This is a genomic window from Ruegeria sp. HKCCD4315 (assembly GCF_013112245.1).
Taxonomy (GTDB): domain Bacteria; phylum Pseudomonadota; class Alphaproteobacteria; order Rhodobacterales; family Rhodobacteraceae; genus Ruegeria.
In genome coordinates, this window is sequence record NZ_WVRN01000001.1 from 944283 (window position 1) to 959402 (window position 15120).

General features: G+C 55.3%; 19 protein-coding genes. 12 read left to right on the plus strand and 7 right to left on the minus strand.

Translation table 11 applies throughout. The features are described from left to right. Positions 1–9 precede the first annotated feature (9 nt). Positions 10–318 carry a hypothetical protein gene (locus GS646_RS04695; RefSeq protein WP_171647517.1) on the minus strand — a complete coding sequence of 103 codons (309 nt, stop codon included), beginning with the start codon at positions 316–318 and terminating at the stop codon, positions 10–12. Positions 319–562: 244 nt separating this feature from the next. Here GS646_RS04695 and GS646_RS04700 point away from each other — a divergent pair, with 244 nt between their 5' ends. From GS646_RS04700 to GS646_RS04720, 5 genes are all read left to right on the plus strand, one after another. Then, the gene (locus GS646_RS04700) at positions 563–1117 is read left to right on the plus strand and encodes an RNA ligase family protein (RefSeq protein WP_371732024.1); all 555 of its coding nucleotides are present in this window, start codon (positions 563–565) and stop codon (positions 1115–1117) included. Positions 1118–1203: 86 nt separating this feature from the next. Next, positions 1204–3003 (plus strand): translation elongation factor 4, encoded by a 1800-nt coding sequence (gene lepA / locus GS646_RS04705; RefSeq protein ID WP_171186758.1) that lies wholly within the window; start codon positions 1204–1206, stop codon positions 3001–3003. A 263-nt stretch (positions 3004–3266) separates the two neighbouring features. Further along, on the plus strand, positions 3267–4151 hold the full coding sequence (locus tag GS646_RS04710) for a DUF4747 family protein (RefSeq protein WP_171186756.1): 885 nt from the start codon (positions 3267–3269) through the stop codon (positions 4149–4151). Positions 4152–4224: 73 nt separating this feature from the next. After that, positions 4225–4644, plus strand: coding sequence for a hypothetical protein (locus GS646_RS04715; protein WP_171186755.1), 420 nt, complete (start codon positions 4225–4227; stop codon positions 4642–4644). Between the two features lie 157 nt (positions 4645–4801). Then, positions 4802–5122: a hypothetical protein gene (locus GS646_RS04720; protein ID WP_171186753.1), complete on the plus strand. Its 321-nt coding sequence runs from the start codon at positions 4802–4804 to the stop codon at positions 5120–5122. Between the two features lie 30 nt (positions 5123–5152). On the opposite strand, the gene GS646_RS04725 is transcribed toward GS646_RS04720, so the two are convergent. Further along, on the minus strand, positions 5153–5917 hold the full coding sequence (locus tag GS646_RS04725; protein ID WP_171186751.1) for a hypothetical protein: 765 nt from the start codon (positions 5915–5917) through the stop codon (positions 5153–5155). A 214-nt stretch (positions 5918–6131) separates the two neighbouring features. Here GS646_RS04725 and GS646_RS04730 point away from each other — a divergent pair, with 214 nt between their 5' ends. Beyond that, positions 6132–6581, plus strand: a complete 450-nt coding sequence (locus GS646_RS04730) for a hypothetical protein (protein WP_171094022.1) — start codon at positions 6132–6134, stop codon at positions 6579–6581. Positions 6582–7735: 1154 nt separating this feature from the next. Here the strand turns inward: GS646_RS04730 and GS646_RS04735 are convergent. Both GS646_RS04735 and GS646_RS04740 read right to left on the minus strand, forming a co-directional pair. Continuing rightward, positions 7736–7873: an entericidin A/B family lipoprotein gene (locus GS646_RS04735; protein ID WP_171094020.1), complete on the minus strand. Its 138-nt coding sequence runs from the start codon at positions 7871–7873 to the stop codon at positions 7736–7738. Positions 7874–7934: 61 nt separating this feature from the next. Beyond that, positions 7935–8276 (minus strand): helix-turn-helix transcriptional regulator, encoded by a 342-nt coding sequence (locus tag GS646_RS04740; protein ID WP_171186747.1) that lies wholly within the window; start codon positions 8274–8276, stop codon positions 7935–7937. 367 nt (positions 8277–8643) lie between these two features. Between GS646_RS04740 and GS646_RS04745 the strand changes: the two genes are divergently transcribed. The 6 genes from GS646_RS04745 to GS646_RS04770 all read left to right on the plus strand — a co-directional run bounded on the left by GS646_RS04745 (position 8644) and on the right by GS646_RS04770 (position 12493). Continuing rightward, entirely contained in the window at positions 8644–9276 is a 633-nt protein-coding gene (locus GS646_RS04745; protein ID WP_170530866.1) for an ATP-dependent Clp protease proteolytic subunit, read from the plus strand. 131 nt (positions 9277–9407) lie between these two features. Then, positions 9408–10676, plus strand: coding sequence for an ATP-dependent Clp protease ATP-binding subunit ClpX (gene clpX / locus GS646_RS04750; protein ID WP_171094016.1), 1269 nt, complete (start codon positions 9408–9410; stop codon positions 10674–10676). 161 nt (positions 10677–10837) lie between these two features. Then, a complete protein-coding gene (locus GS646_RS04755; protein WP_171186745.1) occupies positions 10838–11200 on the plus strand; it encodes a RidA family protein in 363 nt (120 codons plus the stop codon). A gap of 80 nt (positions 11201–11280) precedes the next feature. Beyond that, the gene (locus tag GS646_RS04760; protein ID WP_171094011.1) at positions 11281–11664 is read left to right on the plus strand and encodes an NADH:ubiquinone oxidoreductase subunit NDUFA12; all 384 of its coding nucleotides are present in this window, start codon (positions 11281–11283) and stop codon (positions 11662–11664) included. An 11-nt stretch (positions 11665–11675) separates the two neighbouring features. Beyond that, on the plus strand, positions 11676–12128 hold the full coding sequence (mlaD, locus tag GS646_RS04765) for an outer membrane lipid asymmetry maintenance protein MlaD (RefSeq protein ID WP_171094008.1): 453 nt from the start codon (positions 11676–11678) through the stop codon (positions 12126–12128). Continuing rightward, a complete protein-coding gene (locus tag GS646_RS04770; protein WP_171647511.1) occupies positions 12125–12493 on the plus strand; it encodes a DUF2155 domain-containing protein in 369 nt (122 codons plus the stop codon). The genes mlaD and GS646_RS04770 overlap by 4 nt, the downstream gene beginning before the upstream one ends. Here the strand turns inward: GS646_RS04770 and aat are convergent. From aat to accB, 3 genes are read right to left on the minus strand one after another with little or no spacing between them, the layout of a single operon-like run. Continuing rightward, positions 12448–13080 (minus strand): leucyl/phenylalanyl-tRNA--protein transferase, encoded by a 633-nt coding sequence (gene aat / locus GS646_RS04775; protein WP_171186741.1) that lies wholly within the window; start codon positions 13078–13080, stop codon positions 12448–12450. The two genes, GS646_RS04770 and aat, sit on opposite strands and share 46 nt — an antisense overlap. A 51-nt stretch (positions 13081–13131) precedes the next feature. Next, the gene (accC, locus tag GS646_RS04780; RefSeq protein ID WP_171186740.1) at positions 13132–14478 is read right to left on the minus strand and encodes an acetyl-CoA carboxylase biotin carboxylase subunit; all 1347 of its coding nucleotides are present in this window, start codon (positions 14476–14478) and stop codon (positions 13132–13134) included. Positions 14479–14487: 9 nt separating this feature from the next. After that, a complete protein-coding gene (gene accB, locus GS646_RS04785) occupies positions 14488–14988 on the minus strand; it encodes an acetyl-CoA carboxylase biotin carboxyl carrier protein (protein ID WP_171186739.1) in 501 nt (166 codons plus the stop codon). Between the last annotated feature and the right edge of the window lie 132 nt (positions 14989–15120).

The following is a 15120-nucleotide window of genomic DNA, read 5'->3' on the forward strand; positions in this document are numbered from 1 at the left end:
TGCGGTGCGTTAACTGCAGATCGCCTGCGCCATCTGGCCAAAGTTCTGATACCGATCCCACAACGCATCATCACGTGCGGTCTTCGACATCTTCAATTCTTGCGCCTGATGGGGGTCTTCGAACCATTTCGAGACGGTCTTCTGGTCACTGCGCGTCAGTGCCTGATCTGCCACGCGCTGAATGCAACTGCACCGATCCCGTGTGGCCGCCGCCCGATCCGACGCCAAGCAGGCGCGCTTGATCTGCGCGGCCTCAACCTGCGGAGCGATGGCCGTCATCGATGCGGCACAGAATGCGATTAAGAGGAACTGTTTCATGCTCATGCCTCGTTTTTGCCTGCCCTGAGGGATCTTGTGCCCCTCTCAGTCTGCGCGGGAGTATGAATCAAAGTGGTTAACGGATCAATCATACGTTGCGAAAAAGTGATTGCACGCGGCTGGCATGTCGCGTTTTCTGGCAAAACATTAGGGTAGAAAGTTAAGTTAGACCGAGATGCTTAAGAAATACGGGCGCACTTTTCACCTGCCTCAATCTCCCGGCGCTACCAGCGATGACAAAATTATGTCCTGTGTCGATGAACTGGCATCGGCTGACGAAGTGGTTTTCACCGAAAAGATGGACGGCGAGAACACGACCATTCATAGCCAAGGCTGTCACCCTCGTAGTATCGACGCCAGATACCACCCGTCGCGTGATTGGATGAAGGCGTTTGCCGCCGGTATCGCACCTCACCTTGCCGAGGATGAACGCATTGTTGGCGAGTACTTGTTTGCGCGTCACTCCATCGCGTATTCAGCGTTAACGACTTACTTTCTGGGTTTTGCTTGGGTCAAAGGGGATGTGATCCAATCTTGGAATGCGACGCTTTCGCGCTTTACCGAGCTTGGGATCACACCTGTTCCTATACTGTATCGCGGGCGGTTCAACACGCAGGTCCTGACAGATGTGATTGCTGACCTGAATCTCGACGCACAAGAGGGGTTTGTCGTCCGAACAACAGCGGCATTCAATGAAGAAGACATGCCCACTCATCTCGCGAAATATGTGCGTGAGGGTCATGTGCAAAGTGAGATACACTGGATGAACGCGCAACTGGTCAAAAACGGACTGGTCTGACCGGACTGAGGCATCGCAAATAGGGGATTTAGCAGCGCGTCTTGCCACCTTGACCGCAGCCCATTTCCGACGCATATCCCCAACCCATGACAGACCTCGCTCATATCCGCAATTTCTCCATCGTCGCGCATATCGACCATGGCAAATCCACCCTTGCTGACCGGCTCATCCAAGAGACCGGAACCGTCAAGGACCGCGACATGAAAGAACAGCTGCTCGACAGCATGGATATCGAGCGCGAACGCGGCATCACCATCAAGGCCAACACGGTCCGCATCGACTATACGGCGGATGACGGCGAGCACTATGTGCTGAACCTGATCGACACCCCCGGCCACGTGGACTTTGCCTATGAGGTCAGCCGGTCGATGCGCGCGGTCGAAGGCTCGCTGCTGGTTGTGGACTCGACCCAAGGGGTCGAAGCGCAGACGCTGGCCAACGTGTATCAGGCCATTGATGCCGACCACGAAATCGTGCCGGTGCTGAACAAAATCGACCTACCCGCGTCCGACTGCGACCGCGTGGCCGAACAGATCGAGGATGTGATCGGCATCGACGCGACTGATGCCATTCAGGTCAGCGCCAAAACGGGGCAGGGCATCCACGAAACGCTGGAAGCCATTGTGCAGCAACTGCCCGCTCCGCAGGGCAATCTGGACGCGCCGCTCAAGGCAATGCTGGTGGATTCTTGGTACGACGCGTATCTGGGCGTCATCGTTCTGGTCCGCATCATGGACGGCACGCTGAAAAAGGGGATGCGGGTCAAGTTCATGTCGAACAACACCCTGCACCACGTCGACCGCGTCGGCGTTTTCCGGCCCGAGATGGAGATGGTCGACAGCCTCGGCCCCGGTGAAATCGGCTTCCTGACCGCTTCGATCAAACAGGTCCGCGACACCCGCGTCGGTGACACCATCACCAATGACCGCAACGGGACCGAAGACGCACTGGACGGCTTCAAACCCGCGCAGCCGGTGGTGTTCTGTGGCCTCTTCCCCGTGGACTCGGCCGAATTTGAAGACCTGCGGGATGCGATCGACAAGCTGGCCCTAAACGACGCCAGCTTCAGCTTTGAAATGGAAACCTCAGCCGCGCTGGGCTTTGGCTTCCGCTGCGGCTTCCTTGGCCTGTTGCACCTTGAGGTCATCCGCGACCGCATCGAACGCGAATACGATATCGAGCTTATCACCACCGCGCCCTCGGTGATCTATCACGTCTACATGAAGGACGGCGAGATGATCGAGCTGCACAACCCCGCGGACATGCCCGACCCGTCCAAGGTCGACCATATCGAGGAGCCGCGCATCAAGGCGACTATCCTTGTGCCAGACGAATACCTCGGCGATGTGCTGAAACTCTGCCAGGACCGCCGCGGCATCCAGCTGGACCTGACCTATGCGGGCAGCCGTGCCATGGTCGTTTATGACCTGCCGCTGAACGAGGTTGTCTTTGACTTCTATGACCGCCTGAAATCGGTGACCAAGGGCTATGCCTCATTCGACTACCAGATGACTGGCTATACCGAGGACAATCTGGTCAAGATGTCGGTGCTGGTGAATGACGAGCCGGTCGACGCGCTGTCGACCATGGTTCACCGCGACCGGGCCGAGATGCGGGGCCGGGCGATGTGCGAAAAGCTCAAGGACCTGATCCCGCGCCACATGTTCAAAATCCCGATCCAGGCCGCCATCGGAGGCAAGGTCATCGCCCGCGAGACCCTGAGCGCCCTGCGCAAGGACGTGACTGCGAAATGTTACGGAGGCGATGCCACGCGGAAACGCAAACTGTTGGACAAGCAGAAGGCGGGTAAAAAGAAGATGCGCCAGTTCGGGAAGGTTGATATCCCGCAGGAGGCGTTTATTTCCGCACTTAAAATGGATTCTTAGTCCATTTTAAGTGCGAGTGCGCGGAAGCGTTTGGCAAAGCCAAACGCGTGCGGCACCCGATGCAGTAATAGTGCTGTTAGACAGCTGCAGGCTGAGCATTATTACGACGGGTGGGTTAAAGCGGGTGGCGCAGTCAACTGCGTTCCCACGGGAGATTATAGACAGTTCGCAATTATTTTAGCGCGTTGACTGATGATCAAGGTTGTGCGACCTAGCCGTTGGCGCGCGGATTCTACAACTTATAAGATTATAGGAAAAATTGAATGAGAAAATCCTACGTACTGCTGAACGTAGTTGCTCAACCCCATCCTGAAAATGCCTATAGAGATTTGTTTGAAGCGGCATCTAAGTCGAATCCGATTAAACACCGGGGTGAACGCTATGCACGGATTTCACCAATAACAGCCTCAGAAGACGGTATTTTCCGGGGCCGTATTGCTACTTGGTCAGAAATTGACCCAACGGCGCCAGCGGTTAGCAAGTCCTCTTTGGAGGAAAAATCTTTGGAAGAAGCCGGAATTCAGTTTCCAGACGACATTGGGTTTAACTCTAGAATTTTCTATTTTTCATTTCGCGAAGACAAGCATGCGTTGTATGTGGAGTTGAACAATGACGAAGGCAGTACGATCTCGCCAAACGTAGCTCGCAAGGCGTTCGAGGACATATTGCGAAATGCGAAAGGATCAATTTGTGATGACGTTTTCGTTCATGTTGCATCAAAATCTGACGCTCTGGAGTATGTCCTTGATGTCGACTCTATCACCAAGATTGACATAGATCTTTTCGTGCCAAATCCTGATGACTTGAGTGACGAACATCGCGAAGTTCTCGAAGAAATAGAAGCAATGAAAATCAAGAGGCTTCAAACAACTGCGACAAAGGCCTCCGGTCAGGACACACTAGTGTTAACACCTCGCATGCGAATCTACACAAGCCTTGCAAAAGACAATGGACAAGTGGAAGTATCCGGGTTTGACACCGATGAAAAGCGTGTCACCAGATCGACGAAGGAGGTACCCGCCGAAATCGAGATTGAACTCGAGCAAGACGAAAGCAGTTACGGTGCCATAAGGCGTGTGGCTTTTGAAGGCAGAGAGCTCTATCGATTTAATGGCGATAATCCAGATGAGTTTAACGTCCTTGAGTAGGATAATTCCTAAGCCATTCAAAATCTATTGGCGAGGTTATGGAGGTTTCCAAGCTCTCCGGAAGTCTCCTTATTTGTATCTTTCGTTCGCCTTGACCTGGCTGTTGCATGGGCTCTGGTTGCCAGTGAATTGCGACGGCCAGCGGGAATGGGCGAGCCTTGCCCTTTCAATCCTGCCCTCAATGGTTTCTTTCTCTCTGGGAGCAATGGCGATCGTTTTTGCGATGACGTCCGGCGCGTACGTCAAACTACTGCACAAAGACGGTGCCGAAGACTCAATGTTCATGCAGTTGGTGGCAGTTTTCTTTCATTTTGTTCTGCTGCAAATACTAGCAATAATATTTGCTCTGGCAGTTGAGGCCTATGACACTCTGCTTCTTTCTGGTGTTGGCTTCTGGCTGTTTACCTATTCATTGCTCGCAGGTCTTGCTGCGGCCGGTAATCTTATTCTGGTTGCGGACATAAAAAACTCAGCGGCACCTTTAGACGATTAGCCTCGTAGGGCGGGCCGAAGCCCTCCACGAGGGTTGGACTGACCCACCCTACTTAGGATGGGTCTATAATCCATAACCCCACTGTGACCAACCTCACAGCCTCAAAGCCGCCCACCTGCTACACTTGACCCAACGGCAACCTCGGCAGGAGGCCCAGATGTCTACATCCATGATCCCCCTCATCGCCCTTGGGTCGGCGGGTCTCTATTCCGTGGCCATGATCTCGATGAAGTTCTGGTGGAAGATCCCCGGTGTTGGCCTGACCCTACTGATCGTCGCCACATTGCTGGCCGCCGCAACGCTGGAACTCGCCGCGCTGCGTGAAGAGCGGTTGGGCATCATCTACACCGGTATTCTGGGGGCCGAGGTCGTGCTGATCGCCATCGCCTCATTCTTTCTGTTTGGCGAGAACTTCTCATGCCGGGAAGTTGCGGGGATCGTTCTGGTTCTGATCGGCACAGCGCTGGCCTGGGCCTGACGCTTTCTCTTTTCGCTCAGGCCAAATGCCTTATCCGCGCGGCACCAGATGCAGCCATTGCATCGGAAACCCGCGCCCTTCCGAGATGATCGGCCATTTGAAATCATCCCCCAGCTTAAGGATTTTATCCATCTCTGACGTGTCGCGGACGCTGCCGTCCACATAGGTGATCTGGAAATACTGACCGCAAAAATCTTCGATGGCCCTCAATTTGGCAGCGCCGTTCTCGACCATCTGAGGATGCAGTTCGATCAGGAATTCCGACTGGCGATACTGCGTCAGAAATTCTTCGGTCAGCAGGCTGAATTCCACGCCCTCGATGTCGATCAGAAAGAAAATGTCACCGGGGTCGGGGGCAACACTTGCGATATTCTCGGCGGTGTTATCCAACGCGTCGCCAAATACGGTCACGCGGTCACCGACACCGTTGTGCTCGGCCGTCTCGCGGATGACCTCGCGGCCCTTTGCCGATACTTCAAAACACACGCTTTTCTCGAAGTTACCGGTCGAGACAAGGCCAACGCCCCAAAAGCCATCGGCCGCGCCGATATCCACCAGCACGGGCTTGTCCGAGTTGCTCAGGATGCCAAGATTCTGCTGCTCATACAGGCCAAAGATCTTTGTGGCGGTATCAGAGTGCCCGCCCCAAAAGGCGTTTTCGGTAAAGCGAAAGCCTTTCATCGGCCCGCACAGCACTTCAGAGCCGCTTTGTTCCAGTACAAATTGCGAAAACTCGCTTCGGAAGCGTCGGACAGCGCTTTTGAAGGCGCGATGGTGTCTTTTGGGAAAGTGCATTTGTACCTTTTCGCGTTTCTGTCCGTCGGGCGGGTGTATCGCACCCAGTCTTTAAGTTGCGTTGACTGCTGTGGGAAGGAAAAAGGCGCACCATCAGCAGGTTCCGATCGCTTCATGCGCCCGGCAACCTGAACGGTGTGTGAAGTTTACTTTAGGTAAGTTGTAACCGCTATGCGCTCTCCCAATCTGTTGGGCACACAGAAGGAGAGAGCCCATGACCAGATACATGACTGCCGGAGCAGCTGCTTTGGCCACGACACTCACCCTTGGAACAGCCGCGATGGCTGAAACAACGCCCGACCTTCGCGGTACGTGGTTGGGGTCTTACACGACCGTCCAGCCCAGCCATTACTACAAAGGCGACGAGCCTCGGTTCAACCAGGCCGAATGGATGCTGGATGTGCAGATTCAGGAGGACAATGTCTTTTGGGGTCCCAGCAAATGGCGGCGCGATGGCGACACCGAATGGAATGAGTACGAGGCAACCGGAACCATCAGTCTGGATGGCTCTGGCGCCATCGGCATTGTTGAAACCTCACCGCTGGTGATTGGCGCCAATGCGTTGATCGATGCGCGGTATGAAGACGGCAAGATCTATGCGGATTTCCGTAGCCTGCGAAACGGAACGACTTACAGCACCGTTCTGGAACGTCAGGTGAACTGAAGCGGTTCCGGCCCGGTCGGACCGTAGGGGGTATAGACCGCCGCACGCCGCCTATGCGGCAGAGTGGCCGGTCGTCGTCCGGGTCGGACCGCTTCTCAGTATTGTAGCCATTGTCTTTGCCAGGGGGAGGAGACCGGGTGGCGATGTCACTGTGTGCTACAGGATTCAAAGCGTTCCGGTTGGAATGCGCTGTCCCACGATCGGGGCCAGTTGGGTCTCGCACGTAGTGAATCTTCGCCATCCGGTTCTTGATGAATTACCGACAAGAGTTTTTCACGCCCTATTTCAGCTGGGGGCCAAGCACTGCCGTGGGTAACGAGGTGACCTAATAAAGAGCTGTTCAGGTCGTCGATTCGACGGATTTGGTGCCTGAGAGTTGATCAAACCCAGTGGTTCTCACTGAAACGGCCGAGTTTCCGCCTTTGCACCCGCAGCATTTCATGGAAAAGTGGCACATAATCGACGGCTACCTGAACATCCGATCAACTCAGCGCGGTGTCGTGCTTTCTCGGATTATCCACAGAAATGTCCCGCCGGATATCAACATTTTATCCCCGTCTATTTTTCATGCTGCAGTGCTATTTTCTTGCCGGGCGAGGACCGGAATGTAACAGTCTGATCACTGCCTAGGGTCCTCGGAACCGACGGTGGTAAGCAAAGGTCCAGGGGTTTGAGGGTTTGAGAGGGTCTTGGGATTTTCTTAGAGCTTCAAAGACTTACCGTTAAGGTCAGTTGCGGGCAAGCATCGCGCTTGTTTCAGTTGACTATCCTCTTTGATGGCCGATGCAGGCTGCGCGACCCTTTGGGGTCAAAGCAGTTGTCACGGCCCCTCAGTGGGCTGAGGCAAAAGGATCGGGGCACCCCTTGGGGCGCATCGACCCGGTAAGGCGTCAGGCGTATCCGAAAGGGTACTCGCAAAGACAACGTCGGCGCACCTGACGCCTTTTCCTTTGCCGGTTTACGGTTTTATACAGGCTACCACTCACCCCCAGCTGAACGGGAACGGGGCTCTTTCGCGCGTGCAAAAGAGCCCCAATGTGGTTCTGGAAAATAAAGCCAAGAGGCCGCGCCCCGGCAATGTGGGTATTGAGATCGGGCGCAGCAATCCGTCTACTTGGTTTGAAGACGAACGCACTGAGCAAGTTCAGAAAACCTTACAGGTTTTCCTGCACGTCTGTTGCAGCGTCCTGGATGGCGTCCCCGGCCTTTTCAATGTCTTTCCCAGCGCCTTTTGCAGTTTCGCAGGCTGTCAGGGCAAACAGGCTCAGGCCAATCAGAATAACACGGATCATTGTCGTCTCCTTGGTGCTCGATGGAGGTTCGGTAGCAGCTTTCCGCTAATGAAACCAGCCGTTAAGAGGCACCATCGCCGCAAAACAACTCATATATCACTTCTAACATCCGTTTTGGACGATCGTCCGCCAAACGGTAGTAGATTGCTTTACCTTCCCGTCTTGGGATGACCAAACCTTCCAATCGAAGGCGCGACAATTGCTGAGACACCGCGGCTTGCCTTGCGGACAAAAGCTCTTCCAATTCTGTCACAGATTTCTCACCCGATACCAGGTGGCACAAGATCATCAAGCGCCCTTCATGGCTGATCGCCTTTAGAAAATTCGACGCACGTGTCGCGTTGCCGACCATGCGGTCAAAGTCTTCTTGGGACATGTCTTGTGACAGTTGGGGAAGTGCCATTGTTCTTTTTCCTTGCTAACCCATCAAGTGGGTCACGTTATTACATTACAACGAACCTTTGCCGCGTTGCATCCACATACATGTTTCGGTCATTTTGCTCTATATGTATAAATCAAAATACCGTGATGCGTGAAAGGGAAACAGAAGCCACCTTTCCCCCCTACCGCAACCAAAGGGCGTCGGTTGCGTTCCATCAGCCGTTTTTGAATGTGAACATCGGGTGCTGCCTTGCGCGTATTTGATCACAGCACACATTCCTGCGTCGTTCTCACCTGCCCCCCTTGCAGCCCCCCCGAGCCGATACTAAGACTCGGGTAATACTTGTTGGGGTAGTGTCCCGATCCATAGCAAAGCAGGCAGGTTCAGAATGTTCGATCCCGTAGATACTTACATGAATACGCTCGTTCCCATGGTCGTCGAGCAGACCAGCCGGGGCGAACGCGCTTACGATATTTTCTCGCGTCTTTTGAAAGAGCGGATCATCTTCATCAACGGCCCAATTCACGATGGTATGAGCCATTTGGTCGTTGCGCAGCTGTTGCACCTTGAGGCCGAGAATCCGAATAAGGAAATTTCGATCTACATCAATTCCCCTGGTGGTGTGGTGACAAGCGGTTTATCGATTTACGATACAATGCAGTACATTAAGCCGAAATGTTCCACATTGGTGATCGGTCAGGCGGCATCGATGGGGTCGGTTCTATTGGCTGGTGGTGAGAAAGGGATGCGCTTTTCGCTGCCCAACAGCCGGATCATGGTTCACCAGCCCAGTGGTGGCTATCAGGGTCAGGCAAGCGATATCATGATCCATGCGGCCGAAACACAAAAGCTGAAGGATCGCCTGTATGACATTTACGTGCGTCATACCGGGCAGACTAAAAAGGCGGTTGAAAAGGCGCTGGACCGTGACAACTTCATGAGCCCGGAAGAAGCGAAAGACTGGGGCCACATCGATGAAATCGTCGAAAACCGTGCAAAAATGGACACGGAAGAGGCCTAAGGCCAGTGCTCCGCGCCATCGGCGCGGGGGTCATTTTGAGATTGTAGCCGCCAGAGTGCTGGCCTAAGCTGCACAAACAGGCGTAAGCGCATCCCTGCCGGGGTGCAGGGACGAGGCCCGAAAGGTATATCATGGCGACGAATTCAGGCGGCGACGGGAAGAACACGCTCTACTGCAGTTTCTGCGGGAAAAGCCAGCATGAGGTGCGAAAACTGATCGCGGGCCCGACCGTGTTCATCTGCGATGAATGCGTCGAACTATGCATGGACATCATCCGTGAAGAGACCAAGGCCAGCGGGCTGAAGTCGTCTGATGGTGTGCCCACGCCCAAAGACATCTGCGAGGTTCTGGACGACTACGTGATCGGGCAGGCAACCGCTAAGCGCGTTCTGTCCGTTGCGGTTCACAACCATTACAAACGTCTGAACCATGCTCAGAAAGCCGGCAGCGACATTGAACTGGCGAAATCCAATATCCTGCTGATTGGCCCAACAGGGTGCGGTAAGACCCTTCTGGCGCAGACACTGGCCCGTATTCTGGACGTGCCATTCACCATGGCTGATGCAACGACGCTGACTGAAGCGGGCTATGTGGGCGAAGATGTCGAAAACATCATCCTCAAGCTGCTTCAGGCCAGCGAATACAACGTCGAACGCGCGCAACGCGGCATCGTCTATATCGACGAGGTCGACAAGATCACGCGCAAGTCTGAAAACCCGTCGATCACACGGGACGTTTCGGGCGAGGGCGTGCAGCAAGCCTTGCTGAAACTGATGGAAGGCACCGTGGCCAGCGTTCCTCCGCAAGGCGGACGCAAACATCCGCAGCAGGAATTTCTGCAGGTGGATACCACCAACATTCTGTTCATCTGCGGTGGTGCCTTTGCTGGTCTGGACAAGATCATCGCGCAGCGCGGCAAAGGCTCGGCCATGGGTTTTGGTGCCGATGTGCGTGACAATGACGACCGCGGCGTAGGCGAGATTTTCAAGGATCTTGAGCCAGAAGATTTGCTGAAATTCGGCTTGATCCCCGAGTTTGTGGGACGTTTGCCGGTTCTGGCAACTTTGGAAGATCTGGACGAAGACGCATTGGTCACGATCCTGACCAAGCCCAAGAACGCTTTGGTCAAGCAGTATCAGCGCTTGTTCGAATTGGAAGATGTCGAACTCGACTTCACGGATGATGCGCTGAAATCTATAGCCAAGAAGGCGATTGAGCGCAAAACCGGTGCACGAGGCTTGCGGTCGATCCTGGAAGACATTCTGCTGGATACCATGTTCGAACTGCCGGGCATGAAGAACGTCAGTGAAGTTGTCGTGAACGAAGAGGCGGTATCGTCCGAGTCACAACCACTGTTCATCTATGCAGACGCAGCGCCGGAATCTGCATCCGCAGGTTAATAGCAATTCACGGGTGTTGGATTTGACAAGACAGTAGGGGGCTCTGCCCCCGCTGTCGTTTTACCAGTGTCCCCGAGACAGTTGCGGCCTGAGAACTGGCGATTGCCTTTTTTCGTTTGTTGCAGTGGTCTTGGGCTTGCGATCAACGAAGAGGAAGCGGCATGGCGATTCAGCGGATCTCATCCGGCGGTGAATTCGAAGCAAAAGTTGGATACTGCCGTGCGGTTGTCGCGGGCGGCTGGGTTCACGTGGCCGGAACAGTGGGGCAGGGTGAAGATATTGTGGCGCAGTGTCGCTCCGCGCTGAGCATCATTGAAACTGCTCTGCAAAAGGCAGGTGCAGGATTCGAGGATGTGGTTCGGGTGACATACATGTTGCCGGATCGCACAGAGTTTGAGCCTTGCTGGCCCATTCTGGCGGACACCTTCGGCGCAAATCCTCCGGCTGCGACCATGATTGAATGTGGATTGATCTATCCGAAATACAGGATCGAGATCGAAGTGACCGCGTTTCTGCCGGAGTGACGCTTGCGGCACCAGGGGCACTGGACCTTGGCGAGCCTTTGGTCCATACCTTTTCTCGACCGAAATGCCGGAGGCACCCGATGGGAATCCTGAACAGTCTTTTGCGAGCCGTAACCTGGTGGAATGGGTCCACTCTGAACACGCAGATTTACACTTCGCGAAAAGGCGTCAAAGTCGGCGAAGACAATGAAGGCAATGTTTTTTATCGCACAGCGGACGACAGCAAACGCTGGGTGATCTTCAACGGTGAGGCTGAAGCCAGCCGAGTTGATCCCGAATGGCACGGTTGGTTGCATCGCACCTGGGATGAGCCTCCGACGGATAAGCCTTTGCCGCATAAATCCTGGGAAAAGCCGCATCAGGAAAACCTGACCGGTACTGCTATGGCTTATGCGCCAGCAGGTTCGCTGCGTCGGGCCGAGCCGGTAGAACGCAAGGATTATGAGGCCTGGAGCCCAGAATAAGCGAGGCGAACATGTCGAGCCATAATTGGACCGAAGTATTTGTCGGTGGCGTCGTGTTGGCCGGCGCTCTGGCATTTGGCGTTTACGCCAGCCAATCGACGGGCTTGTCGCAAGGCGCGGCCGGGTACGAACTTGGTGCGTCTTTCAGGTCGCTGGAAGGGGTTGGTGTTGGCACGGATGTCCGTCTTGCAGGCGTCAAGATTGGAACGGTAACCGGTGTGACGCTGAACGCGGATACCTATCGTGCAGACACGACCTTCACCATTGCCGATGGCATCCTAGTGCCGGATGACAGCGCTATTGTGATCTCGTCCGAGGGGCTGCTGGGTGGCAATTTCGTCGAAGTTATGCCCGGCGGGTCGCCATTCTATTTCGAACCCGGAGACGAGATCGAAGATACACAAGGCGCGGTCAGCCTGATCTCTCTGCTGGTCAAGTTTGTGGCCGGAGATGGCAGCGAATGATCCGTGCTGCTTTGATTGCCCTTCTTTTGGTCGGAACCAGTGTTGTTGCTCAGCAAAAGGTCCAGTCCGGTCCGGGGGCCATGCTGCGCGGGCTGGACAAAGTCAGCGGTCAGACCGTTGATGTTGAAATGCAAATCGGTGAGACCGAAGCTGTTTTCGGCTTGGATGTTGCGTTGGGGGATTGCCGCTATCCAGTTGATAACCCGACGGGTGACGCGTTTGCCTATCTTACGATTTGGGAAACGGGGAAAGCTGATCAGTTGTTTGACGGCTGGATGATTGCGACATCCCCAGCCCTGAACGCGCTGGACCATGCGCGTTATGATGTCTGGGTGATCCGCTGTATCACACCCGCTGCGGACTGATCGATTGACGCCTTGAAATCGGCGCCGAGATTCAGAGCCTCTTCAAGTTCTCTTTTGTAAGCGCTGCGCGGGATTTCGATAGCGCCAAGGGACGCCAGATGCGCAGTCAGAAACTGCGTATCGAACAGGTGGAATCCGGTTTGTCGCAGGCGGTCCACAAGATAGGCAAGGGCGATTTTCGACGCATCGGTGCGGCGTGAGAACATGCTTTCCCCGAAGAATGCAGCCCCCAAGGTTACACCATAGACACCGCCCACAAGTGCGGCTCCGTCCCAGACTTCGAGAGAATGGGCATAGCCTGTTTGATGCAATTGGCGGTACAGATCGTGCAGCTCTGCGTTGATCCAGGTGTCGGCCCGGTCGGCACAGCCATCCACGACGCCGGAAAAGTCCTGATCTATCGTGATTTCGAACCCGCAATTGCGGATGCGGCGTGAAAGACTACGGGAGACATGGAACCCGTCCAACGGAAAGACGCCGCGAAATTTTGGATCGACCCAGAACAGCTCGGGGTCATCGCGGTGTTCGGCCATCGGGAAAATGCCGATGGAGTACCCGTGCAGCAAAAGTTCAGCGGATAGGCTCATTTTGGGTAAGAGGGAACCGGAAGGCGTGCGCCCTCCGGTTCTTGGAGGTTACTATTCCATATTCTCCGCAAGCCAGCGCTCCAGCCAGTGGATGTTGTAGTCGCCGCTGTGCAGGTCGGGTTCCTGCAGCAGGGCATGGAACAGAGGCACTGTGGTATCGATTCCGTCCACGATCAACTCTCCCAATGCGCGTTCCAGCCGCGCCAGCGCTTCGGCCCGGTCGCGGCCTTGAACGATCAGCTTAGCGATCAGCGAGTCATAGTAGGGCGGGATTGAATATCCGTCATAAAGCGCTGAATCCATCCGCACGCCCAGACCACCCGGCGCGTGATATGCGGTAATTTTACCCGGACAAGGCGAGAAATTCGGCAGCTTTTCCGCGTTGATCCGCACCTCAATGGCGTGGCCGTTGATTTCCAGATCATCTTGCCCAAATGACATCGGCTCGCCTGCGGCCACGCGGATTTGCTCGCGCACCAGATCGACGCCAAAGATGCCTTCTGTTACCGGATGCTCCACCTGAAGGCGGGTGTTCATTTCGATGAAATAGAACTCGCCATTCTCATAGAGGAACTCGATGGTGCCCGCGCCGATATAGTTGATCTTGGCCACGGCGTCGGCACAGATCTTGCCGATCCTAGCCCGTTCTTTGGGGGTGATGCAGGGGCCGGGGGCCTCTTCAAACACTTTCTGGTGCCGGCGCTGCAACGAGCAGTCGCGTTCACCCAAATGCACCGCTTTACCCTTGCCGTCGCCGAAGACCTGAATTTCGATATGGCGCGGCGTGGTCAGGTATTTCTCGATATAGACCTCGTCATTGCCAAAGGCGGCCTTGCCTTCTGCACGCGCGGTCATAAAGGCGCTTTCCATTTCATCCGCATTCATCGCGACCTTCATGCCGCGACCGCCGCCACCGGCGGTGGCTTTGATGATGACCGGATAGCCGAATTCCTCACCGATGCGCTTGGCGTCTTCCAATGTGGGTACGCCACCGTCAGATCCGGGCACGCAAGGCACGCCCAGTGCTTTCATCGTGTCTTTAGCGGTGATCTTGTCGCCCATCACGCGGATATGCTCGGCGGTGGGGCCGATAAACGTGATGTCGTGATCTTCGACAATCTGCACGAATTCGGCATTCTCGGACAAGAAGCCATAGCCGGGGTGTATGGCCTGTGCACCAGTGATCTCGCATGCCGAAATGATGGCAGGCACGGACAGATAACTTTGCGGGCTGGGCGGAGGACCAATGCAGACCGATTCGTCCGCCATGCGTACATGCATCGCGTCGCTGTCGGCGGTGGAATGGACGGCGACCGTCTTTATCCCCATCTCGCGGGCAGCGCGGATGACGCGCAGGGCGATCTCGCCTCGGTTGGCAATCAGGATCTTGTCGAACATGGGCCCGCCTTACTCGATGATGACCAAAGGAGTGCCGAATTCCACAGCGTCGCCATCACCGACCAGAATGCGTTTGATCGTGCCCGATTTTGGGGCGTGGATGTGGTTCATGGTTTTCATCGCTTCGACGATCAGCAGCGTGTCGCCTTCCGAGACCGCAGCGCCAACGGAGATAAATGCAGGCGCACCGGGTTCAGGCTGCATATAGACCGTTCCAACCATGGGTGAGGTCACAGCACCGGGATGGCTGGCAGGGTCTTCCTGCGCCGCTGGAGCTTCGGCAGCGGCAGGGGCGGCCGCAGGGGCGACAACTGGAGCAGGGGCTGCGGCGGGCACCGCGACCTGAACCGGAGCGGCAGCGGCCTGTGTCATACGGCTGACGCGTACGTTCAGGCTGTCTTCTTCGCCGTATTCGCGTTTGACCTGCAACTCGGTCAGGTCGTTTTCGCGCAGCAATTCAGCCAGAGCCTTGATGAATGCCACATCCGCTTCGTGTTTGGTATCTGTCATGAGTGTCCTCGACGGTTCCCCTTTGGCCCGTCTGTTTTTGCGGGCTCTGATCAAATTACGCAGCGTTATAGGCCAAGCAGCGGTGCATGAAAAGCGCCGACTCGCACCATCACGAACTGGTTTGCCGCTTAA